This window comes from Alcanivorax sp. NBRC 102024 (assembly GCF_001602235.1).
Taxonomy (GTDB): domain Bacteria; phylum Pseudomonadota; class Gammaproteobacteria; order Pseudomonadales; family Alcanivoracaceae; genus Alcanivorax.
This window is the reverse complement of record NZ_BDAS01000002.1, coordinates 274,640-297,913: the sequence shown is the minus strand read 5'-3', so window position 1 is coordinate 297,913 and position 23,274 is coordinate 274,640. Positions and strand designations below refer to the sequence as shown.

Below are 23,274 nucleotides of genomic sequence, written 5' to 3'. Positions count from 1 at the left end.
ACTCCATGCACTCTCAGCGTGACCTGAAGGCCCGGATTGCGAACCGGCCCGAAAGCCTGATTGGCAAGGAGTTATTGACGGGCTTTCTAGCTTTTCTTGCTTCGCCGGGCCGCCTTCTTGCCGCGGGGCGGGCCCTTGCGCTTGGCCTTGGGCTTGGGAATCTCGCCCTTGGCCAGCTTTTCCCGTTCGCTGGTGCCGCCTCTGCGATTACCGCCACCGGCTTTCTTGCTGCCGCCCTTGGGGCGCCCCTTGCCGGACGGGGTGGAGGATTCCAGCTGAAGGTCAATCTTGCGGTCCTCGGTATGCACTGCCGCTACCCGCACGGTCACCCCATCACCAAGCCCGAATTTGCGGCCACTGCTTTCCCCGGTGAGGGTCAGATTGACCTCGTCGAAGTGGTAGTAGTCGCTGTCCAGATTGGCCACGTGCACCAGACCGTCGATATGCAGTTCATTGAGCTGCACAAACAGACCGAAGTTGGCCACGCCACTGATCACACCTTCGAACACATCACCGATGTGCGATTCCATGAACTGACACTTGAGCCAGGACACCACATCACGGGTGGCATCGTCTGCCCGGCGCTCGGTCATGGAGCACTGCTCACCAATGGCCACCATGTCCGCCTGGCTGTAGGGAATGATCTTCTCGCGGGGAATCTTCGGCAGCTTGCCGGGATTGTCCACGTGATTGGGCTCACCCTCACTGCGGATCAGGAAGCGGATGGCCCGGTGCACCAGCAGGTCCGGGTAACGGCGAATCGGCGAGGTGAAATGGGTATAGGCCTTGTAGGCCAGCCCGAAGTGCCCCTTGTTCTCGGCTTCGTATTTGGCCTGGGTCATGGAACGCAACATCATCGTCTGGATCACGTTGCGATCCGGGCGCTCCAGGATCTGCTCGCGCAAATCCTGATAGACATGGGGCCGGGGCGCCCCTTCGGACCAGGCCAGGCTCAGGCCCAGGCCACCCAGGAATTGCTGCAACTTGCTCAGTCGCTCTTCCTTGGGGGGCTCGTGGTTACGGAACAGGGCCGGCACGCCGGCCTTTTCCAGCAGCTTGGCGGAGCAGATGTTGGCGGCCAGCATGGCCTCCTCGATCATAATGTGCGCCACGTTGCGGGTCACCGGCACAATGGCCTGAATTTTCTGGTTTTCATCGTAGATGATACGGGTGTCATCGCTGTCGAAGTCGATGGCACCCCGTTCCGCCCGGCGCTTGCGCAGGGCCAGGAACATTTCATGGAATGACCAGATCATGTCCAGGGATTCGTCGTCCAGACTGGCCACGGTGTCCTGGGCCAGCTGGGAATCCGGTTCCTCGATCATGGCGCCGACCTTGTTGTAGGTCAGGCGGTGCCGTGAACGCATCACCCCTTCGCGGAACACGAAGCGGGTCAGGCGGCCGTTGGCAGAAATTTTCATGTCGCAGTACAGGCACAACCGGTCCACATGGGGGTTGAGCGAGCAAAGGCCGTTTGACAGGGCCTCTGGCAGCATCGGAACCACCCGGTTGGGGAAGTACACCGAGTTGCCCCGGGTAGCCGCTTCCCGATCCAGCGCGGAACCGGGATGCACATAATGGCTGACATCGGCGATGGCGACGATCAGACGCCAACCGCCCCGGGGGCGGCGCTCCACATAGACCGCATCGTCAAAATCCCGGGCGGTCTCGTCATCAATGGTGACCAGTGGCAGATCACGGAGATCGACCCGGTGGGCCTTGGCCTTGTGGGGGACGCTGTCGCCGAACCGCTCGGCCTCGGCTTCCACTCCCTCCGGCCAGACGTGGGGGATCTCGAAACGGCGCAGGGCCACTTCGATTTCCATGCCGGCCTGGTCCGGCGTGGCAATAATTTCCTCCAGACGCACCAGCACATGGTGATCGCGGCTGGGGTACTGGGTAATCGTGGCGCGCACGTGATCGCCCGGGTTGGGCTGGAGGCCGTTCTTGTCCTCCACCAGCACTTCCTTGGTGATACGACGGTTTTCCGGTTCCACAAAGCTGATACCGGCCTCACGGCGGTAGCGGCCCACCACTTCGGTGGCGACCCGCTCGGTAATCTCCACGATACGGGCTTCTTTCTTGCCGAAGCGGTTGTAACCGGCATCACTGACCAGAACCCGGTCCCCGTCCATGACCTTTTCCATCTGCCGTGGGCCGAGGAACAGGTCGCTCTGGGTCTTGTCATCCGGAATCAGGAAGCCGAAACCGTCCTTGTGGCCCTGCACACGACCGGGAATCAGGTCCATGCGCGACACCACACCCAGCTTGCCATTGCGGTTCTGCACCAGCTGGGCATCACGAAGCATGGCCTTCAGGCGGCGCTCGAGACCGACTTCTCCGTCTTCATCCACCTCCAGCAGGGAGGCGATTTGCTCGAACTCCATGGGCTTGCCATGGTCGTTGAGCACTTCCAGGATCAGCTCCCGGCTGGGGACGGGGTTCTCGTAATTTTCGGCCTCACGATCGGCATGGGGGTCGCGGTAACGTTTTTTAGGGGGCATTAAACTTTTTTCGGAAAGAGGGTTTGACATCCGGCCATCATATACTAGAATGCACGCGCTTTCGCGATGAACCGGCCGGAAACGGTAAGAAACTTTACCTTATCTACAAGGGTCCGGTACAGCACGAAACGCCGAGGTGGTGAAATTGGTAGACACGCTAGCTTCAGGTGCTAGTGGGGGCAACCCCGTGGAGGTTCAAGTCCTCTCCTCGGCACCAATTCAAAGGGCTCCCAGACGGGGGCCCTTTTTCGTTTCAGGCCAAACACCGCCAGCCGTCCCAGAGCCAAGGTGCAGAAAGCCATGAAAATCCTACGTTCCCTGATCGCCACCGTCGTATTGGCCACCAGCCTGTTCCTGGCACCGGTTGCCACCTACGCCGAAGCGGATAGTGCCAAACATCCCGCCATCCAGCAGGCCGACGCCCAGCGCGAGAAAGAAGCCAGCCGCAAACGCTACCTGCTGGTGTTTCCGGCTGCCGTGGTGGGCATCACCGTGGCACTGATCATTATTACCCGCCGCCGCAAGTAACCCTGCCAGCAGAGGGCGCATTGCTGGAACGCAAGGCGCCACCCCGGCAACCTGGTTCGGATGGCAGCCCGGCCCTGCTCCGCGCCCTGCCCATCCACGTTCGGCAGAGCGACATTTTTCAGGTCAGGGCCTCACTGTCTTCGGCCAAAGGCTGCACCCAGCGCGAACACAGCAGCCCTGCTTCAAACAAGCCCCACATGGGGATAGCCAGCAAGCTCTGGGAAATAATGTCCGGCGGCGTAAGCAGCATGCCTGCCACAAAACACCCCACCACCACATAGGCCCGTGCCGCCGACAAGGCGGCCGGCGTGGTTATGCCCGACGCCACCAGCAACACCACCGCAACCGGCAACTCAAATGCCATACCGAAGGCCATGACAAATGTCATGGTGAAGCCCAGCCAGGCGCCGATATCTGTCATCACCGCGACCCCTTCCGGGGCCACCGAAATAAAGAAGGCAAACAACAACGGCATGACCACGAACCAGGCAAACAGGGCACCGAGATAGAACAACAACACGCTGGCAAGCAGTAGCGGTCGCGCAAAACGTTTCTCTCGCCGATACAGCCCCGGCGACACAAAGCTCCAGCATTGATGCAGCAGAAACGGCATGGCCAGCAACATGCTCAAATACAACGCCAGCTTGAAGGGCACCAGAAATGGCGCGGTCACATCCGTGGCGATCATGCTGCCACCCTCAGGCAAGGCCTGCATGAGAGGCTGCGCCAAGTGGGTATAAATCTCCCCGGCAAACATGAACAGGGGAATAAAGACCAGCACGATGGCAATCACCGAACGCAGCAGCCGCTGGCGCAATTCCAGCAAATGGCGAGTCAGCGGCATGGCATTCATGGGGATTCCACGTCTTTCAACGGTAGCGACTTCTGTGCCGCTTCCTTTTCAACCGGATTGCCCTGCAACAATGCCAACTCACGCTGGATCTTTTCGCGCCGCTCTTTCATATCCAGGTTGCGCGCCTCATTCTCCAGCTGTTGCTGCATCTGCTTCATCATTGCTCGCCCTCGCCCCACCCACTGGCCCAGGGTGCGCACCAGCCTGGGCAGCTTTTCCGGCCCCAGCACCACCAGCGCCACCACGCAGACCAGCAGTATTTCCATGAAACCGAAGTCGAACATGTTCCTGTCAGCTCCCTACCGTGTCTTTCTGCTTGTTCATGTCACTGGAGACCAATGAGCCCTGGTCACCCTGCTCCGATTCCAGGCTTTTTTCGCCATCCTTTACGGCATCACGGAAGCCCTTGAAAGCGCCACCCAGATCCGAACCAAGACTGCGGATACGCTTGGTACCGAACAGCATGATGACGATGACCAGAACAATAAGAAGTTGCCAGAGACTGATACCGGAAAGCATGGGATTCACCTGTGTTTGCCTGATGGGATAATCTGCATTGTCATGGCTCTGCATGACTCCGGGATGACAGCAACACACCACCCCCGGCAGCACCTGTTGCCTTTTAAAAAAACGGGCCACAGAAAAAGAAAAACCGCCCACACAGGGTGGGCGGTTTTGGTGTTGCATCGACTCACCTACACCGCAATCTCACCATTGTCTTCGCGGGTGATCACGATGGTGGCCGAGCGGGGACGACTGACGCCATTACCCAGCGCCAGGGCATCGCCGTTGGGGTTGGGCCAGGTGCTCACATCCGTATTGAAGTTGGCGGCAGAGCCCCCTTCACCGGGGTGCTGCACATTGATGAACAGGCTGCGGCCATCCGGGGTCATGGTGATACCGGTAATCTCGCAACCCTTGGGACCAACCAGGAAACGGCGCAGGTCCACCGCGGACGCATCCTTGCCAACGAAGGTGGTATTTTCCTCACCACCAAAATCATTGGTAAAGGTCAGCATGCCGCCATCACCCACTTCTCCCGGAATAGCCACCAGCATCTGGTTATTCACGGTATCGCGGTAAGCGCCATCATCCGTCTGAATCCACAGCAAACCACGATGGTCGAAGTAGAGACCGTCCGGGCTGGAGAAATCATTGTCCGCAGTCAGGCCGGACAGGTTGATGCTCTGGGCATCCTTGTCAGCAGGGGACCCGAACAGGAACACATCCCAATCGAAGCGGGTCGCGCTATGGTCGCCGCCCTCTTCGCGCCAACGGATGATATGGCCGTTGGGGTTGCCACCCGAGCCGCCATAGGTACGCGGGTTGGGCCCGTCAACGGTATCCGGATTACGGTTGCTGCCGCGGTTGTTGGTCAGGGTAAGGTAGCACTCACCATTGATCGGGTTGACAGCTGCCCACTCCGGGCGATCCATTTTGGTCGCACCGACGTGATCTGCGGCAAGGCGAGTCGCCAGCATCACATCCCCCTGACTGGAGAAAGGATACAGGGGGTTCATTGCATCCAGCCCATTGACCCCAACGCTCAGCTCTTTCCACTCGCCGGTACCGTCATTATTGAACACGGCCACGTACAGCTTGCCGTCATCCAGGTACTTGTTGCCCGCAGCCGTACCGGTACCCACATCAGCGGGATCCCAGTTGGCCGCACTGACGAACTTGTAGAGATATTCGTTGCGGGAATCATCGCCCATGTAATAGACCAGCGGCTTGCCGGCTTCGGCAGGAGCGAAGATCGCCCCTTCATGGGCAAAGCGCCCCATGGCCGTCCGTTTGACCGGTTTGCTGGCGGTGTCGAAAGGATCGACTTCCACAATATAGCCAAAGGTGTTCGGCTCATTGCGGAAATCCTCCGTGGCTGAGGCGCCAGTGACACTGATATTGAAGCGCTGGTACATGTCGCCGGCCACAGTGTCCCATTCCCGATAGGAGAAGCCTTTGCTCACCAGCCCCATGCCGTAGCGCGCGAACAAATCATTCTCGGTCGCACTGCGCGCATCAGACGCGTCGTTGCGATTGAAATAAGAAAACCAGTTTTCTTCACAGGTCAGGTAGGTACCCCAGGGAGTGCGGCCGCTGGCACAGTTATTAAGGGTGCCGAAACCCTTGTCGCCGGCAGGGCTCAGTTTGGTTTTCAAGGCGTCATGACCGGCGCAGGGGCCTGAAATCACCGCTTCAGTGGCGCCGGTAACACGACGGTTGAATGCGGAATCCTTGACGTAACGCCACTGGCCATCCTCTTTGACTACTTCCAGACATGCCACACCATGGGCAAGAATTTCCCGGTCAATCTCTACCTGCGGGCGGGCGCCACCATTATCGGCGGCAGCGGTCACACCATTCTCATGCAAGGTGTCATCTTCCAGATTCTCGTGGTTCATGCACAACACACCACGCTCTGACGCATTCGGATCCCAGGCCCCGTCGGCACCCAGACCGAAGTACTCCATGCCATCGTGCTCATCACCGGAACGCTTGTCGAAATCCTCACCGCTGCCATCGTTCTGATAATCCGCAATATCAGAAAACAGCGCATCACCCTTGGCGATCAGAACACTGGCCCGGTAGCCCTCCGGCAGCACCACGCGATCCTCCAGCGAACGCGGAACTGCAGCAAAGCCCAGCTCGGTGGGCACCTGGCCACCAGCATCGCCGCCATTACCGCGATTGTTGCTGTCACCACCACAGGCCACCAGACTGGCACCGGCCACCATGGTGGCCGCAGTCGCACCGCCACGCAGAATCTGGCGACGGGAAAGGTGCTGTTCCAGCACAGTATTGATGGTGGTGTTGTCGGAACGGTTACTGTCTTCTACGGGATGGTGGCCCATCTCTGTTCTCCCTGTTTCTGTTTGCGTTGCCTGCCTGGAGCCGGACACACCGGCCACGGAGTCGGTAAAAGTACGAAACCGAGCTTAGGCAGAACGAATGACAGAAAGGGGTACGACGCATGTCATTTTCAATGCATGGATGTGTCTATCAAAAGACAATCGTCAGGGAAGGAGAGGAGGGAGAAAAACAGGCATAAAGCGGTCACGTCACCGGGCACCCTGGCGGGGACCCGGGGACGTGATGAAGCGGCGATCAGGCGAAGGGGTGCCGCTTGATGATGGTTTCTACGCGGTCCGGGCCGGTGGAAATGATATCGATGGGGGCACCGGTCACTTCCTCGATCCGCTTCAGGTAAGCCACCGCATTGGCCGGCAGCTCATCCACGGATTTGGCACCCAGCGTGGATTCGGTCCAGCCGGGCAGGCTTTCGTAGACCGGCTTCACCTCTTCATAGCTGTCCGCATCCCAGGCACAGGTCAGGGAGTTGCCCTGGGCATCCTGATAACCGATACAGATATTCACTTCTTCCAGACCGTCGAGCACATCCAGCTTGGTCAGGCACAGGCCGGTAATGGAGTTGATCTGGATGGAACGCTTCAGGGCCACCGCATCAAACCAGCCACAACGGCGGGCACGGCCAGTGGTGGAACCGAACTCGTGACCCTTCTCTGCCAGGTAGCGGCCGTTTTCGTCGAACAGCTCGGTGGGGAAGGGACCACTGCCCACCCGGGTGGTGTAGGCCTTGGTGATGCCCAACACATAGTCCAGATACAGCGGGCCGAAACCGGTGCCGGTGGCGGCGCCGCCGGCGGTGGTGTTAGAGCTGGTCACGTAGGGGTAGGTGCCATGGTCGATATCCAGCAGGGTGCCCTGGGCGCCCTCGAACATGATGTTCTCATTACGCTCACGGGCACCGTGGAGCACGGTGGTCACGTCGGTGACCATGCTGCGGACTTCCTCGCCCATGGCCAGGGTTTCATCCAGGGTCTTCTGGAAGTCCACCGGCTCGGCATTGTAATAACTGCGCAGCACAAAGTTGTGGTAATCCATCACTTCGCCAAGCTTGGCAGCAAAGCGCTCACGGGAATAGACATCCCCCAGACGCAGACCGCGGCGGGCCACCTTGTCTTCGTAGGCGGGGCCGATACCGCGACCGGTAGTACCAATCTTCTTGTTGCCACGGGCCGCTTCACGGGCCTGATCCAGGGCCACGTGTACCGGCAGGATCAGCGGGCAGGAGGCGGACAGACGCAGACGCTCACGCACCGGAACACCCTGTTCTTCCAGGCCACCGATTTCCTTGAGCAGGGCGTCCAGGGCCAGCACCACACCATTACCGATCAGGCACTGGACGTCATTGCGCAGAATGCCGGAAGGAATCAGGTGCAGGACGGTTTTCTTGCCGTCGATCACCAGGGTATGGCCGGCATTGTGACCGCCCTGAAAGCGGGCCACCAGAGAGGCCTGATCGGTGAGCAGATCGACGATCTTGCCCTTGCCTTCATCACCCCACTGGGTGCCGAGAATGACTACGTTCTTACCCATGATTGCTTGCTGCCTGTTGATTGAACGCTTGTACGTGACACGCTTCACGCACAGTTTGATTCACCCCGGGCTGGCGAATGCCAGCCCGGAGGTTGTACCAGACACTTCCCCGGGGAAGTGTCCTAGGAAATATCCTGGATTACCCAGCGGCTGCCATCCTGCACCAGCCGGCGCTGGCATCCCAGTTCCTGCGGGTCATTATCTGCCCCGGTCAGCGCCAGCACCACCCGCTCACCGGCATCGCGCAAGGCGCTCACCTTGTCGGCGAAGCCCGCGTCTTGCAAAGAGCCTTCCGCCAGGATGCCGTTGAGTGCGGCGGCGTCAGTACGCGCGGCCAGCATTTTCAGGTCGGCACTGAATCCGGTAGCCGGGCGGGCCCGACCAAACACTTCACCGATATGGTCATAACGGCCACCCTTGGCCACCGGCTCGCTCTCGCCGGGCAGGTAGGCGGCAAAGACACAACCCGTGTGATAGTGATAACCCCGCAACTCACCCAGATCCAGGTGCAACTGCACACCGCGGGCATCCAGGACGCCGGCCAGCACAGCCAGTTCATCCAGGGCCGCCAGGGCACCGGGGAAATCGCCAAGCAGGGTGCGGGCCTGGTCGAGAACACCGATGCCCCCTGCCAGCCAGGGCAGCGCCGCCAGGGCACGAGCCGCCGGCGCTGGCAGGTCGCGTTCTGCCAGGAAGGCATCCAGCTCCACCCGTGCCTTGCGGACATAGATATCTTCCAGCTGGCCCTGTTCGGCATCGCTCAGGTCACAGGCATCCAGCAACCCACGGAACAGCCCCACATGCCCCAGGTCCAGCACGACCTGATTGGCCACGCCGGCCAGGGCCAGGGTGTCCAGCAGCAGGGTCATCACTTCCAGATCGCTGTCACTGCCGGCATGGCCGAAGAGTTCCACGCCCAGCTGGTAAGGCAGCCGGGTGGCGCCGGCCACCGCCGGGCGGGTGCGCAGGGCACTGGAGCAGTAACACAGTCGGGAGGGAGCCGAACGGCGCAGACTATGGGCATCCATGCGCGCCACCTGGGGAGTGATATCCGCGCGAACGCCCATCAGACGGCCGGTCAGTTGGTCGGTGATCTTGAAGGTTTCCCGTTCCAGGTCACGGCCTGCGCCGTTGAGGAGGGATTCGAGAAATTCGATCAGCGGGGGAAAAACCAGTTCATAGCCCCAGCGCTGGTACAGATCCAGCGTCTGCCGGCGTAATTGCTCAATGGCCCGGGCTCGCCCCGGGAGAACCTCTTCCACCCCGTCGGGCAGTAGCCACTGTTCTTCCTGGTTCATCATTTACGACCGCATCAGTAGTAACAGGCCGGCACCCAACACCATCAGCACCAGCCCCAGAATTCTCAGTGTTCGCCCGGGCATGCGGGCAACCTGCAAGGCCGCCTCTCGGGCACGATTAGGCGCCAGAAACAGCGGAATGCCCTCGATCACCAATACCAGGCACAGGGCCTTGATCAATAAGCTGAAGTCCATTGTTCCTGCCAGACAGCCACAAAAAAACCGGGAGCCTCGGCCCCCGGTTGCAGCATTCTACCACGGTCGTCCGGCGGCGGACAGGTTCCGGGCGCCCCTTCCGCCACAGGCCGGCAAGGGGCCAGAACCGCAGCCTGGTCTAGTCCTCGCTCACCCGCACGTCATAGCTGACCACCCCCTGGGCACCGGGTTGCAACTCGCCGGTAAACCGCCATTCCAGACCGCCCTGATAGCCAATACCATTACTGCCATCCGGTGTGGACAAGGCACAGGCACTGAGACCCGCCGGCAGTGACGCCGGACACGCCGCTGGCGCACTGAGTGCGCTGTAAGCCGGGGGGCTGTCGGTAATGATGACTTCGCTGAGCGCGTTCGTGCCCTGGTTACGGAATGTCAGCCGGTATCGCAGCACGTCTCCCGGCGCAGCCTGGTTGGCGGTGGTAGCTGCCGTATCCACATCATCGCCGGAATTGGCGACCCCGTCCGGGCCAATGTTGCGCACCTGCTTTTCCAGTTGCAGCTGGCCGGCAGCGACCCGCGTGGTGTCCGTTACCCTGGCAACAGCCTGGAAGGCGGTACCAGTATAACTCTGGGTCGCCGCCAGCGGCCGGCTGTGCAGGGCCTCGACCGGGGCATCCGCAGGCGCAAACACTTTCACCAGCAGGCAAAGCTGCTCTCCGGCCTGCACATTGACTGCGGTAACAGGCAGGGACGCATCGGCGCCGTCCAGTTCGCCGTTACAGTTATCATCCCGGTACAGGGTATCGTTCCAGGCCGGTGCGGCCGGGCTGGTGGCGGCTGGCTCAAGGGCAAAATCCACACTACCAGCGCTTCGGGCGGTAAAGCGGTGGAGGTAGAAACGGCTGCCGCCCGGTGCCACTACGCCCTGCTGGTCCGGCTCCAGGATGGGCAGCCCCGCATCGCCAAACAGGATGCCATCCCAAACGGTACCGGTTGGCGGTACCGTCAGCGTCATCACATCATCATTGGCCGCCCCGGTATCAATCCCGGCACCCGCAGCACCGCTGTTTTCCGAGACCGACAACAAGCCAGTCGGTGTCGCCGTGACCAGACAGGCGTTTTTGCCCACATCGGCCAGCGCCGCCACCAATTGCCAGGCACCGTCGCCATCGGTAAAGGTCGATGCCAGCACCGGGTCGCTGTCACTGCACTCACCGTTATTATCCACATCGTGATACAAGATCACCGGCACATTGGCCAGCCCCGGTTCATCGCTGCCTTTCAGGCCATCGTGAGCGGTAGCGCCGACACCATTATCTTCAAACACCCAGCCGGACAAAGGCCCTGCCGTGGCCGCCGGCGCCACCGTCACCTTGTAGTCTTCCACTTCCCCACCCATGACCAACAAACCACCTGCTGGTACGTCCGGGGTATTGGAAAAACGGAAGCGGACATAGGTATCGCCCACAAAGGCCCCCGGAGGGACAAACACATTCAGGCGGATTTCACCCACCGCCGGATTGGCATCTTCGGGACCATTATCCCGCACGTTCAGTGCCACCTGCTCACCAGCATCATCCAGGTCGCTATCCCGGTTCCAGTCGATCCAGCCCTGCAGGTGGCCCTGGCCCGGCATATCTTCCGTCACCACAATATCCAGTGTGGCGTTGCTGCCCGGCACCAGCGGCGAGAACGTCACCCCGTCCTCTTCCGGGCCATCTGCGTCAGCATTGGCCGAATTCTGGTCCGACTCCTCCGGGCCGGGAGGAATCACTCCTAGATAGGGCCTGGGAGCTACCAGTGTCGCCAGCGTAATATTATTGATATCGGTATTGGTGGTCGGCTTGCCCCCCCCTTGCGCCACTTGAGAGGCAAAATGACCGCCACTCTCCGGGTAGCCACCGGCTATATCACCATGGTCCTTCTGCACAAACACCCCGAACGCCACGGCCTGCCCACCGGCGGTACTAAGGGTATGCCGGGTTGTCGTGACACCCTGCGTCATGGCAAGAAAGCTGCCGACACCGTCACCGGGCAAGCTGGATAACAGCATTCTTGATCCTGCATTCTCAAAACGCATTTGCAGATCATTGGTGCCCGGTGCCACGGCAAACAGTTCCCACGGATCCCCGTTGGTTTCCGAGACGATGGATTCCCCATCATCGGTGTCTTCCGCATCGGCAATGATGATTTCAGCGGATATGGGTTCTCCTTCGAGCAGAACCTGCCAATCGATCCGAAATGAAGGATTGCCACTGTCAACATTTCCCAATCCGATGGGGTTAACCCCCACATAAAGATCATCAAGAAGATCGCCACTCCAACTGCCCGTCGTATAAGGCTCAATGGGAGCACTGATATCCGAAACTGTGGCGCGAATCTCAACGGGCCCGAACAGCCAGCTTTTGCGAATCACATCTCCAGGCGCAAACGCGCTTTTCCCTTGGCACCCCCAGTCGAGCCAGTAGACCGCATCACGGTAAGGACCACTGCCGCCGGAGGCGAGCCCGCCCTGCCCGGTTGGCGGGCAGACCTCCGCCACCAGCACATCCAGAGAGGCCTCATCATCCTCCGCCGGATCCTGGAAGCCATTGCCGGGGGTCGAATCCGGGTCATTCCCGGTCGCCGTGGCAATCTCGGCAAACATGGCTTCGCTGCCCAGAGAAACCGCCGCGCCAGTCAACACAATGGAGCGGGATTCGCCGGAAGGCAGGTGGCTGATATTCCATAACTCGGTAGCCTGGGAATACAGGCCATCACCTGCGGCACTGTCAAACGTCAGATTGGCCGGAAACGGCGCGTCGACGGAAACACCGAAGGCATCATCCGGGCCATCGTTGGTGACGGTCAGGGTCAGGTTAACCGTCTCACCCAGCTCGGCCACACTCACATCCGATGTCAGCGACAGCGACAAATCCGCCTCGGCGCTCCAGCTACTGGAAAGAAAGCCGAAAAAACCGGCACTGTCGTAGCGGGCATCCGCCGCATCAGCAATCTGGATGGAAACCCGATAGGTCTGCCCGGGCGTCACCGACTCGGCAATCGTAATCGGCACTGTCATCCCGTTGAATGCCAGCTCTGTGGAGGTGGCGTTTGGCCGATAACTTGCCGGTGAACCACAGGTATCATTGGCCAGATTGGGCTCGCCTATCAGGCTGCCGTTGATATTGTTAATGGCGATTTCTGACTGGGAAGCGGGGTCGATGGCAATATTTTTCGGCGTCGTACCAAACTCGCCCCCGGTAATAAAAACCGCAAAACCATCGTTAAAGTTCGAACAGGCATAATTTGGATATTCTTCCGAAGAAAACACCATCTGCATGTTCAAGGTGTCTCTTTCCGGCACGATATCAAAAGACACCACTACAGGATCACGGTACGCCTGAGGCTCCACAAACTGGGTCAGCCAGCTACCATTATTATTAGTACCATTTGAGAAATCTGCACGGTTATTACCATTACTGCCATCCGGTGCAGTCCTGGTGACATCTGAAACTCTACCGGTGGTAAATAGCACCCCCTCACTGATACCCAACGGCCCTTGCCCTTCGGTAAAATACCCCAGTTGCCGACTGTTCGAGCTGGTATTACTGGTACGCCCACGCTCGATAGCCAGATTGCTAACCGTAATGCCAGGGTCAACCGCATCGCCGAGCAAGCGTTCTGCAATCAGGTTGGTAGCGGCCGTTCCGGTGCCGACGTGATCCACCGTAAATGCCTGGGCAACCCCGGCCCATAACAAGCATAAAACGATGACACCACTGTTGCGGACTGCACGACGGTAAAAATGCAATGTCTTCATATCATTCCACCCGCAAACCAAAAATCAGCACGGCGGCTTCGCCCGGGCCCAGTAGCCCGGCTTCGGCAGACACATCCCCTGTGCTCGCATCTGGCGGCGCGGTGACACTACAGGTGCTCGCCGGCGACTCACACTCGGTGGCGGAAGCCAGCATGCTGGTAAAGGGCTGGGTACGATCGTTGATGGTGACCTGGTACATGGGCTCGGCACCAGTATTGGTGGCGGTTAGCCGATAGATGACACAGTGCTGGCCAGGTGACACTTCGAAACGGGTGAAGACAAAACAGTCATCCCCACTGCAGCTACCCGGACCATCGGGAACACCATCGCAATCCGCATCCAGCGCCTGCTCTTTGGTAATGGACACATTGGTATTACTGGTGGTGGTGGTGTCCGTTGCCGTATCAGTCAACGTGTTTCCCGCTCCATCAGCTGTTACCGTCAGCGTTTTCACATTGGTGATGCCGTAGGCCACTGACGCCGGCGCAAAAATCCTGGAGAAAATCGCCAGACTTTCGCCCACCTCAAGAACGCCGTCATTGCCCGCTGTTTGCAGTGCCACGCTGTCATTGATCACAGCATCAGCCGGGTCCCAGACACCATTCCCGTTCGAGTCTTCATAGAGCACGATCGACCAGCCGTTATCTGCCGCCGCATCAGGAGTGCCCGCCAGCAACACATTATTTAGCGGCACATTGCCGGTATTGGTCAGTTGATGGGTATAGACCACCGAGCTACCTGGCTCCACTTGCCCCACCTGATCCGGGGTCAGCGCCAGGGCCGGGCCGGCCACCACGACCACCGCATCCAGCTTGATATCACTGGCGCCGCTGGTCGGCGACAAGGCACGGAAATACACGGAGAGGGTATCGCCCCCTTGTGCTTCTGCCGGTGCAGTGATCTGGGCACAGATCAGCCGGTTGTCACCGGCGGGGATCAGTCCGGTGTTGTTGAGCCCCGCACCCAGTGAGGCGCAGTCACCGTTACCGCCGTCGCGATAAAAACTCACTTGCCACCCCGAAGGTAGCTGACCCGGTGCAAAGTCCGTATCGCTGACAGCCAAATCATAGGAGTCCTGACGGGCGCCGGTATTATTCACCACCAGACGCAGTACCGCCTGCTCGCCGGGGGCCGCATTCACGGTCTGCACCGGTGAGGCTTCCGGACCAGCGCCCTCACCGGGAGCCCCGCCATTGACCGGGGAATCATTGGTCAGGTCCACGCGGTTGGCCAGGATACTGGTGAGCACATCACTGACCGCATTGCTCACCTGGGAGTCCGTCACTGAACGGGCAACCTTGGTGACTTCAAACGGCCCTCCGAGGGCATCCGGGGGCAAGGTAGCCTGCAGCACCACACGCACACCACAGGCCAGATTCAGGCTGTCGGTCACAAACCGTGGCGGACATTGGCCTCCCGCATCCGGTAGCGGGATCGGCCCCGTATCGGGCACCCCATTGCCGTCGGTATCCACCAGCGGCGTTCCCCCATCACTCTTGTAGAGCTGGAACACGGTGGCTGCAGGGAAGGGATTGGCCAACGCCGCACCCAATCGATCTACCGAGGGTTCTACCAGCATGTCGAAGGTATCTTCGCCATCCCCCCGGTTCCAGATCACATTGCTGAAGGATGCCACGCCCCCCTGCCCCAGGGATGCCAATTCCACCCGGTTGCCGGTATTGCTGGCATCATCTTCACCGGTCTGACTGTCAGTCTCGCTGTTGTTGGCAACCACCGCGGGCAACAGTGCCCGGTCGATAATCCGGTAATCCACGGTATTGGTGGCGAAGGGACCGAAGTTGGTGCTGCCATCATTATTCTGATAGCTCAGTGTTGCCTGATTGCGGACCCGGTCGCCGGCATCGAGCCCGCTGTCGATGTTGACATCGAAGGTCAGGGAGCCCACTGCGCCCGGTGGCAATTGCGCCAGCACCGCACGAACACGATCATGGCAATCGCTGTTGGCGGCACCGGGGTCGTAGGCACAGAATTCAATCAGATCCGGGCCGCTGCCCTGGCTACCGTCATCACCGTCATCCGTGAGCTCGGTGCTGCCGGTGACGGTCCAGCGTGCCGAACCCGGCACATAGGTCATGCCCGCATTCACGCCGTCCACGGAGAACAGGGGCAGAACATCCTCGATTTCTATCTGCGTGGCGATCTGGTCAGAAGGATTGCGGTACGACAGGGTGACCGTCACCGGCCCGGATGGAGAGCGGCCCTGACGGGCACTGAGCGACTTCACCACTTCCAGTACCGGACCATCAATCAGGTTGATGGTATCGGTATTGCTCGCGGTCAGTGCCGCATTGCTATGACTGGCAGCCTCCACATCCAGTGCCAGAGATTGTCCGCTAATGGCGGCGCCACTGACCTGCGCTTCAATGACCAGGCCATAGCTGTCACCGGCCAGCAGGTCCGGCGTCAACGTATCCCAGCAACCATCCGGATCCGAATCGGTAAACAGTGGCGCACCACTGTCCGGCTGACCATCACCGTTCCCGTCCGGGAATACGGACCACGCGGCAATATTGCCATCCACATTGTCCAAGCAGAGCTGGTAGCGATCACGGCCGTTGCCGGTATTGGTGAGGGTATGGGGGAAATACACCACGCCCCCGGGAAGAGATGGCTTGTTCTGGGCGCTGACCAGCTCAATGCCCGGCACCGCCTGTATCAGGGTTTCGACCAGGTTGGAGGTGACACGCTGGGCCTCGGCCAAACGGGTACAGGCATCATCCAGACAGGCCCGATAGCTGGCCGATGCCTGGTTCTTGATGACGGTGCCCGCCACGGGTGCCGCCGCCTTGACAGCCACGGCCGTCAACAGCAGCAACACTATTCCCAGAGACTTGCGCATCAGCATCATCCCGTTACCTCACCGGCTCGGGGGCCTGGAAGCTGTCGCCGCCACTTCGGTCAAAGTCCACCCGCAATACCAGCGGACGCCCCTGGGCATCCAGTGGCATCAATTCCACACGGCGGTTGACGATACGATCCCGCTCGCTGTCACTTGGCAGAATCGGAAGCTCCTTACCCAGGGGGGCGGATTTTATTCGTGAAGCATCCAGACCGTTGGCTTGCAGATAATCATTGACCCGCTGCATCCGTTTCTCAGCCAATACCCGGTTGTATTGTTTGCCACCGCGCTGATCCGTGAATGCCTGAACGCTTACCTGTAGCGTCGGGTACTGTTTGAGAATGGCCAGATTCCGGTCCAGGCGTTGGCTTTCTTCTTCGCCCAGCCCATGCTGGTCAAAACCAAAATACACTGCCGGCTCCCACAGCTGTCCCTGCGACTGGGAAGCCAGCCCCGTCACCATCACCATACCGGTATCGGTGACGCTGGCCTTTACCGGGCAGACCTCATCGTATTCCGCGTAGAGCGCTTCCGTGCTGACGCAACCGGACAGCATGCCTCCCAGCAACAGTGCTGCGGCCATCACAAAACGGTTCATTGCGCGTCTCCCATATAACTGCGCTGACCCGCAGCTTTGCTGCCCAGCCAGCCCAGATCATCTTCATCAAACTTGTATTCCAGGCCGATGTAGAGGCCTTCCACGTTGTAGCCTTCCGGGTCCAGGTCGTCGTCACGGAAACCGGAGAAGTTATAGCCCACGCCCATGCGCAGATTGCGGCGAACCAGCGCGTTGACTCCCACACCATAGCTGTAGCGTCGCTCGCTGACACCTTCAGTGGTCAGCGCCCCGCCATGCAGATCCAGATCAAAGCGGCGGGAGATGTCCCAGATAATGCGACCATCCGCCACGTAGGCATCGGTCTCCACATCCAGATTGCCCAATTCGGTCTGCTGCCACTTGGCACCGATACGACCGGAGAAAATCCAGTCGTCATGGGGCTGGAAGTTGTGGTGATTGGAAAGAATGTGAACCCTGCGATCACTGGCCGCGTCCCCACCCCACTGGGTCTTCCACTTGTACATGAACAGCATGTGGTGACGGTTATCCAGACGCGGGCGGCGTGCCATGCCCAGGGTGACGATATTGTCCCCCTGTTTGGGCTGGCCATCGAAATACTGCAGACGCAGGTCATCACGGACCACCGCAGACCAGTCCAGGTTTACCCGCCAGATATTGGCGGCACTCAGACCGTAATAGGTGCGCTCGTCACCAAAGCGGGTTTCCACCCGACCCAGAGTACGGCGATTGGGATTGCGCTTGTCTTCCGCCGCCAGGGACAGGGCCGTGGAGTCCTGGCTGGTGCTACCTTCCAGCGTTTCGATCCATTCCGCCGAGGGGCTGAATGTGAGGCCCGGTTCAATCTCGAAATGGGAGCGGATACCGTTGGCGGCGGCCACATCACGACCATCCTGGGCACCCCGCAGACGGTATTCCGAAAACACATCTGTGCTGCGGCTCAGGGCGGAACGAACACCGAAGGTAAATTGCCGGGTTTCCACATCGTTGTTCAGCAGGTTCACGCCGCTGAGGCTGTTGATCAGCTCATAGCGGCCATACAGGCTGGTCTTGTCAGTGATACCCAGATCCGCATCAGCGGCAATACGGCGGCGGTCGCGGTCATTGAAGGCCTGCTCGTACTCCGACCCCACCGTCAGCGGCTTGCCAAACACACTGGTGCCCTGACTGGCGCCGAGAATCCAGGTGGCAAAGCGATCACTGCCTTCGTCATCCTGCTGCTCGATACCACGCGCACCGGCACGCAACTGGGTGGCACCGATCTGCTTCTTGCCGATCACACCCAGGCTACTCTGCGCATCGTCATTCTCCAGGGACTGGGAATGCACGGCTTCCACCTGAGCAGACAGGCTGCGTGACAACACCTGCTCATGATCCAGGCGCATTTCCTCACGGGATTCGGCAATCCCTGCCGCCGGATTACGGAAACCTTCCTCGGCACGGGCCCAGCGCAAATCGGTACTGGAACCATTCTGCCAGCGCCACTGGCTGCCCAGGCTGAACGCACCCCCTTCCATACCGTCGTCGTTGTTTTCCATGGTGGCCGAGGAGGCATAAATACTGTTTTGTTCGGTCAGCGCGTACTCCGCCGCCACACTGGTCAGATCAAAACCTTCGCTGTCATGTTCGTCCCGGGTGCGGCTGGCACTGACCGTCAACTTGTCATTGAGTTGATAGCGGAAGCGGGCGCCCAGCACGTTGTACTCCTCGGCATCCGACGCTTCCACGTTGTAGCTGGCGCGGATAAAGACCGGGTTCAGGTTTTCGTCCACGGAGGGAATCACGTCGTGGAAGCGGATATCCCCGGTGAAGTAATTCACCGAGTAATCCACATAGCGTGTCAACGGCTGAGTCGAGATCACCAGGCCCGGGTTATCCCGGTCCCTGACTATCAGTTCCAGGGTTTCGCTGTCCCGTGCCGGGCGATTGGCCAGGGTGAACAACAGCGCCGTGCCGTTACCGGGAATTTCCTCGCTGACCTGTTCGTATTCCGGCCGCGCGCCGAACACCTGGAAACGGGCCCGATCATTTTCGTAAATGGCATTGAGGCCGGTAAGGGTGCGCTGCACACGTCCCAGATCCTGAAAATCGTAATTGGGGTCGGTCAGGTAATCCCCCCACAACAGGCTGCTGCGATCTTTTTCCAGCTTGGCGTACAGCTTGCTACGACTGCGCGCGTCATAACCCCGCACCGAGGCGTCGCCCGCAATCGGGTAGGAATCCGACGGGTTCAGATCACGACGAATTTCTTCATCGTCATCCAGGTCATTATCCGTATCGTAGGCCAGGGTCAGATGGGCACCGCCCCGGACTGCCCCTTTCAGGAACACCGCACCATTGGCATCCAGCCCTTCCTCGGGCAGGGAGTCACCGATCTCGGTGGGCGCATTGCCGTTATCACGCACATTGCCGCCAAAGCCCTGACGCAGTTGCACATAGCCGGTGGCCACCAGTGGACGCAATGGGGCGACCTGCTCCACCCGGGCAGTGGCGACAAAGTCTTCCACCAGAGCCCGCAGGCGGATCGGACCGGTGTATTCGGTACTGCGCAGATGGACCAGACCCTCGCCATCGCTGACCCGCACCTGATGGCCGGGATTCTCCGGTTGCAGATCCTCTTCCAGCCAATCGCCCTTGTCGTTTTCCAGAGTGACGAAATAGGTTCCCCGGGCCGGATTGCCCCGGGCATCCTGCATCCGTACCCGGATAGCCAAAGTGGAGCGGCCGCCATCGGCTGCCAGGGTGGGCTCTTGCGGTTCCAGCGTCAGGCTGCGCGGTGCTTCCGGACGCAGGATCTCGGTGCTCGCCAGCACTCGCTCATTGCCGAAAGGATCCATGGCCCGGACTTCCACCTGGTTGTCACCTTCTTCCAGGGAAACCCCGTACCAGCTAAGTACCTGGGCTTTCTCGCGACGGTTGAGCACCTGCTCACCCAACTGGCTGCGTGGCACTTTCTTGTCGTTTACATAGAGATGCGGTTCTACCCCGCCGCGCACCACCACCTGCAGACGGCCATCGCGACTGATGCCATCCCGTGGCCACAGCCAGGTACCGGCCACGGCCTGCTCGCGGGTTACATTGGCCGCCATGTCCTTGGTGGCTCCCATTTGCGCTTCCTCGGCAGGTGCCTGGGTCAACTCTGGCCGGGCCGCCGGCTGGCTGCGGCTCACCTGCTCCCAGACCTCGGTCAGGTTGGCATCACCGGTCTGGGTGTACACACCGCTCCCCAGATCCCCGCTGCCATCCGCCTGACGCAGGCGGTTGTTCACGTTGTTCTGGCGCAGGGGATCGAAGCGGGCGGCTTCATCCAGCATCCAGTCACCGGACAGGGACGCATTACGGGCCTTCAGGTTTTCCACGATGGCATCACGCTGGTCCGCCGTGGGGCACATGGCGGCAAAATCCGCCCGGTGATACTCCCCGGGGCGCAGATCCAGAAAACGGCTTTGTGGATCCGCCGCGTGACGATTATCGATGGGCTTGAGTTTCAGCCCTTCCGGCAGCGTCAGCGGGTCCACCTTGATGGTGTGCAGCCCCGGGCGCAGCCCATAAAGGCTGTACTGGCCATTCTCATCGGTAATGACCCAGGAGCCATCGGACAGGTACAGCTTCACGCCGCCCACCGGATATTCGCCGTCGTTCTGCAGGTTGTTACAGTCGTTGTCCACGTAGATCTTGCCGAACACCATGGCCCGGTCAGACAGCACGCCTTCATTACGCACCTGGACTTTCGCTTCACCCTGGTTGGAGAAATAGGTGAATCCGGAAGCAGTATTTGCCTGGGCGGTGGCCCGGTTGATGCCATCACTGTCCACCGCACCGGCGGAAAGACGCAGACCGTAATGCAGCGTGACGGTACTGCCCGGCTGCAACGGCAAAGGCTGCGGACCGCTGGCGGTCTGCTGCTGGATCACAAAGGTCAACTGGTTACCGCCATTGTTGGTGGGATCCGGAATCTCGATACGCTGATCGTTGATCTCCAGCCAGGCACTGTCCTCGATATACCGGAACCCGTAAGGCAGCCGGTCCACGATACGCGCAGCGAATAGCTCCGCGTCATGATTGCTGGTCAGGTCAATCCGGTAAGCCAGGACATCACCCACCGCCGCTCGCTCCGCTTCGACCTGCTTGTCCAGCACCAGCACGCCTGCGGTGGTTGCCGTGGAGGGGTCCAGGGGAATATCCACAAACACATCGGCCAGGCCCAGCAGGAAGGCACCCGGGTTGTTCACAGCAGCCATGCGCGCCGCTGCGCGCCCCACCGGGGCCACATCCGGATCATAGCCCCCCAACCCATAGGAGCTTTGCGAGATATTGCTGAAAAAGACTTTGGCCGCTGCGGGGGATACGGCAGAGGGGAAGGAATACCCCTCCGGGGGAACCACATCCAGATAATAGCAGTGGCCAGGGGTCGCCAGAGGAAACTGGTAACGGCCCGGTTGCTGGGTATTATCCGCCGCCGTCGCGTTGGTGTTTTCCGTTGGCAGCACGTCCCCGGTAAAGGGATGCAAGGCACGCTCATAGCCGCTTTCCGGCAAGGCCGCACAACTGGCCAGCCCGGTATCCGCCAACGGCTGACGGGACTGGTACAGGGTCACCACCGCATCCGGCAAGGGGCGGCCGTTACTGGAGTCATACACGGTGCCCGCCGGGTCCACAGCGGCCAGAGCCGTGACGGTCTGGACATTCACCACGCTGCCATCCGGACCAAAGGTGGGCACCGAGAAGGTGGCCGTGATGCGATCCTCGGCGCCGGTTTGCAGCACACAGCCCAGGCCCAGTACCTCATTGAGCGTGGTGCTGCCGGAGTACTGGGCCAGACTGTTCTCGTTGGCCGTTGCCGGGCACAGCCCACCGGCCCCGGACCGGGATTCATTAAGGGAGAACGGGTATACACTGCGGAAAACCCCGGTATTCACGCCGGTTTCCCGCACCGCCATCACCAGGGAGTCGCCGGTGAGACGGGAGTTCAGTGACACCTGCAACAACCGCTCACCGCCGGGGGTGGTCTGCACAAAATCCCGGTCCGCCAGCACCTGATTCAACTGGGATGCCGTCACCCGCAGGTAGACGCCGTCCAGCAGGATACGCTGACTCGCCTCGGGCAACAGGGGATAGATGGCCGCATCGACAAAATCATTGTCATTGCCATGCTCCGGCGCCCGGTTCTGCTGGAAAACCGCATTGGAGGGCCGCTGGAAAGTAATACCCGGAGACAAGGTCGCCGCCACCCGGTGACAGACGCGGTTACTTTCCACATCGGCCAGGCCATCGCCGTCCAGGTCCACGCTGGCCCGGTTGAACAGCAAAGTGCCCTGGGTCAGGCCACTGTTAATCAACACCTCAAAGGAGAACCCGCCGGTCTGGTTATTCTGAATCTGGTCGGCAGGGATGAGCAGACCGACCCGATCCACCGTTCCATTTCCGGTCCAGTCAGCGTAACGCTGCCAGACATCCGCCGAGTCGCCAGCAAGATGCACCACAGGCAACGCCTGCAAGGGGGCAATATCCGCCATCGAGGCCGCCAGCAAGGTCACGTTGCCTGGCAAGGCATCTTCCACCAGAACGCCCTGCTCCGCTTGCCCCCCCACTTGCAAGGTGCGCTCCACGGGGACGCTGTTGCCCACGTTGGTGACCGAAACCTGGTAGTCGATGATGGCCCCTTCCTGCTGCGGCACGTCACAACTCAGGCTCGAGGATTTGCTCAGCACCAGGGAGGCACCATCAGCAATCACCACCCGGTCCAGCACCGCATCCGTGAGGGTCCCGTTCAGCTGGGACTGGGCGTCCAGGGACAGACGAATTTCATCACCACTGACCAGCGAGGCGGGAACCGTGCCGCTGATGACCAGATTGACTGTCACCCCGGGAAGCACCGAGGGCAATTCCGTCACCGCCGGCTCGCCCGGGTCGGCAACACCATTGCCATTGCTGTCCAGATAAATCGTCAGCCCTTGCAGGTCACCCGCATCGCCGCCCAGATTGGTCAGCGACAGGGAATAACCGTCAGTCACATTACCGGTATTGGTCAGGGTATGGTCGATGCTGATGGACTGCCCCGGCGACGCGGCCCGGGTCTTGTCTTGATCCAGTTCAAACGCGGGACTTTCCGCCACCATGACCCGGGAAATATTGGAACGCACGACCACAACCCGCCCTTCCAGCGGGTCGAAATAACGCATTTCCGCCTGATTCAACAACGCGGTGCCCGGCGCCGTGGCAGCATGCAGCAGCACGCTGGTCATGACCAGCATGCTGATAACAGCAATGCGAATGGCGGCAAGCAGTTTCATTGAGC

General features: G+C 60.3%; 13 protein-coding genes and 1 tRNA gene. 2 read left to right on the top strand and 12 right to left on the bottom strand.

The annotated features are described in order from the left end of the window. Positions 1–86: 86 nt before the first annotated feature. The gene (gene rnr, locus A0251_RS05095; RefSeq protein WP_062815755.1) at positions 87–2,504 is read right to left on the bottom strand and encodes a ribonuclease R; all 2,418 of its coding nucleotides are present in this window, start codon (positions 2,502–2,504) and stop codon (positions 87–89) included. A gap of 130 nt (positions 2,505–2,634) precedes the next feature. On the opposite strand from rnr, the gene A0251_RS05090 reads away from it, so the two are divergent. Together A0251_RS05090 and A0251_RS05085 are read left to right on the top strand one after the other, a co-directional pair. Beyond that, positions 2,635–2,721: transfer RNA gene (locus A0251_RS05090), tRNA-Leu, on the top strand. 83 nt (positions 2,722–2,804) lie between these two features. Further along, the gene (locus A0251_RS05085; protein ID WP_062816005.1) at positions 2,805–3,032 is read left to right on the top strand and encodes a hypothetical protein; all 228 of its coding nucleotides are present in this window, start codon (positions 2,805–2,807) and stop codon (positions 3,030–3,032) included. 118 nt (positions 3,033–3,150) lie between these two features. Here the strand turns inward: A0251_RS05085 and tatC are convergent, their stop codons facing one another. From tatC to A0251_RS05030, 11 genes are all read right to left on the bottom strand, one after another. After that, positions 3,151–3,885: a twin-arginine translocase subunit TatC gene (gene tatC / locus A0251_RS05080; protein WP_062815754.1), complete on the bottom strand. Its 735-nt coding sequence runs from the start codon at positions 3,883–3,885 to the stop codon at positions 3,151–3,153. Beyond that, positions 3,882–4,169: a Sec-independent protein translocase protein TatB gene (gene tatB / locus A0251_RS05075; protein ID WP_062815753.1), complete on the bottom strand. Its 288-nt coding sequence runs from the start codon at positions 4,167–4,169 to the stop codon at positions 3,882–3,884. The genes tatC and tatB overlap by 4 nt, the downstream gene beginning before the upstream one ends. A gap of 7 nt (positions 4,170–4,176) precedes the next feature. After that, positions 4,177–4,404: a Sec-independent protein translocase subunit TatA gene (locus A0251_RS05070; protein WP_062816004.1), complete on the bottom strand. Its 228-nt coding sequence runs from the start codon at positions 4,402–4,404 to the stop codon at positions 4,177–4,179. Between the two features lie 176 nt (positions 4,405–4,580). Next, entirely contained in the window at positions 4,581–6,737 is a 2,157-nt protein-coding gene (locus A0251_RS05065; protein ID WP_062815752.1) for a PhoX family phosphatase, read from the bottom strand. A 253-nt stretch (positions 6,738–6,990) separates the two neighbouring features. Then, positions 6,991–8,283, bottom strand: a complete 1,293-nt coding sequence (locus A0251_RS05060; protein ID WP_062815751.1) for an adenylosuccinate synthase — start codon at positions 8,281–8,283, stop codon at positions 6,991–6,993. A gap of 122 nt (positions 8,284–8,405) precedes the next feature. Further along, positions 8,406–9,584, bottom strand: a complete 1,179-nt coding sequence (locus tag A0251_RS05055; protein WP_062815750.1) for an ATP phosphoribosyltransferase regulatory subunit — start codon at positions 9,582–9,584, stop codon at positions 8,406–8,408. Next, positions 9,585–9,776, bottom strand: a complete 192-nt coding sequence (locus A0251_RS05050) for a DUF2065 domain-containing protein (RefSeq protein ID WP_062815749.1) — start codon at positions 9,774–9,776, stop codon at positions 9,585–9,587. A 139-nt stretch (positions 9,777–9,915) separates the two neighbouring features. Continuing rightward, positions 9,916–13,539, bottom strand: a complete 3,624-nt coding sequence (locus A0251_RS05045; protein WP_062815748.1) for a CshA/CshB family fibrillar adhesin-related protein — start codon at positions 13,537–13,539, stop codon at positions 9,916–9,918. Position 13,540: 1 nt separating this feature from the next. Further along, positions 13,541–16,399 (bottom strand): hypothetical protein, encoded by a 2,859-nt coding sequence (locus tag A0251_RS05040; protein WP_231874167.1) that lies wholly within the window; start codon positions 16,397–16,399, stop codon positions 13,541–13,543. Between the two features lie 13 nt (positions 16,400–16,412). Continuing rightward, positions 16,413–16,997: an OmpA family protein gene (locus tag A0251_RS05035; RefSeq protein WP_062815747.1), complete on the bottom strand. Its 585-nt coding sequence runs from the start codon at positions 16,995–16,997 to the stop codon at positions 16,413–16,415. After that, positions 16,994–23,269 carry a hypothetical protein gene (locus tag A0251_RS05030; RefSeq protein ID WP_062815746.1) on the bottom strand — a complete coding sequence of 2,092 codons (6,276 nt, stop codon included), beginning with the start codon at positions 23,267–23,269 and terminating at the stop codon, positions 16,994–16,996. Before A0251_RS05030 ends, A0251_RS05035 begins: the two co-directional genes overlap by 4 nt. Positions 23,270–23,274: the final 5 nt, after the last annotated feature.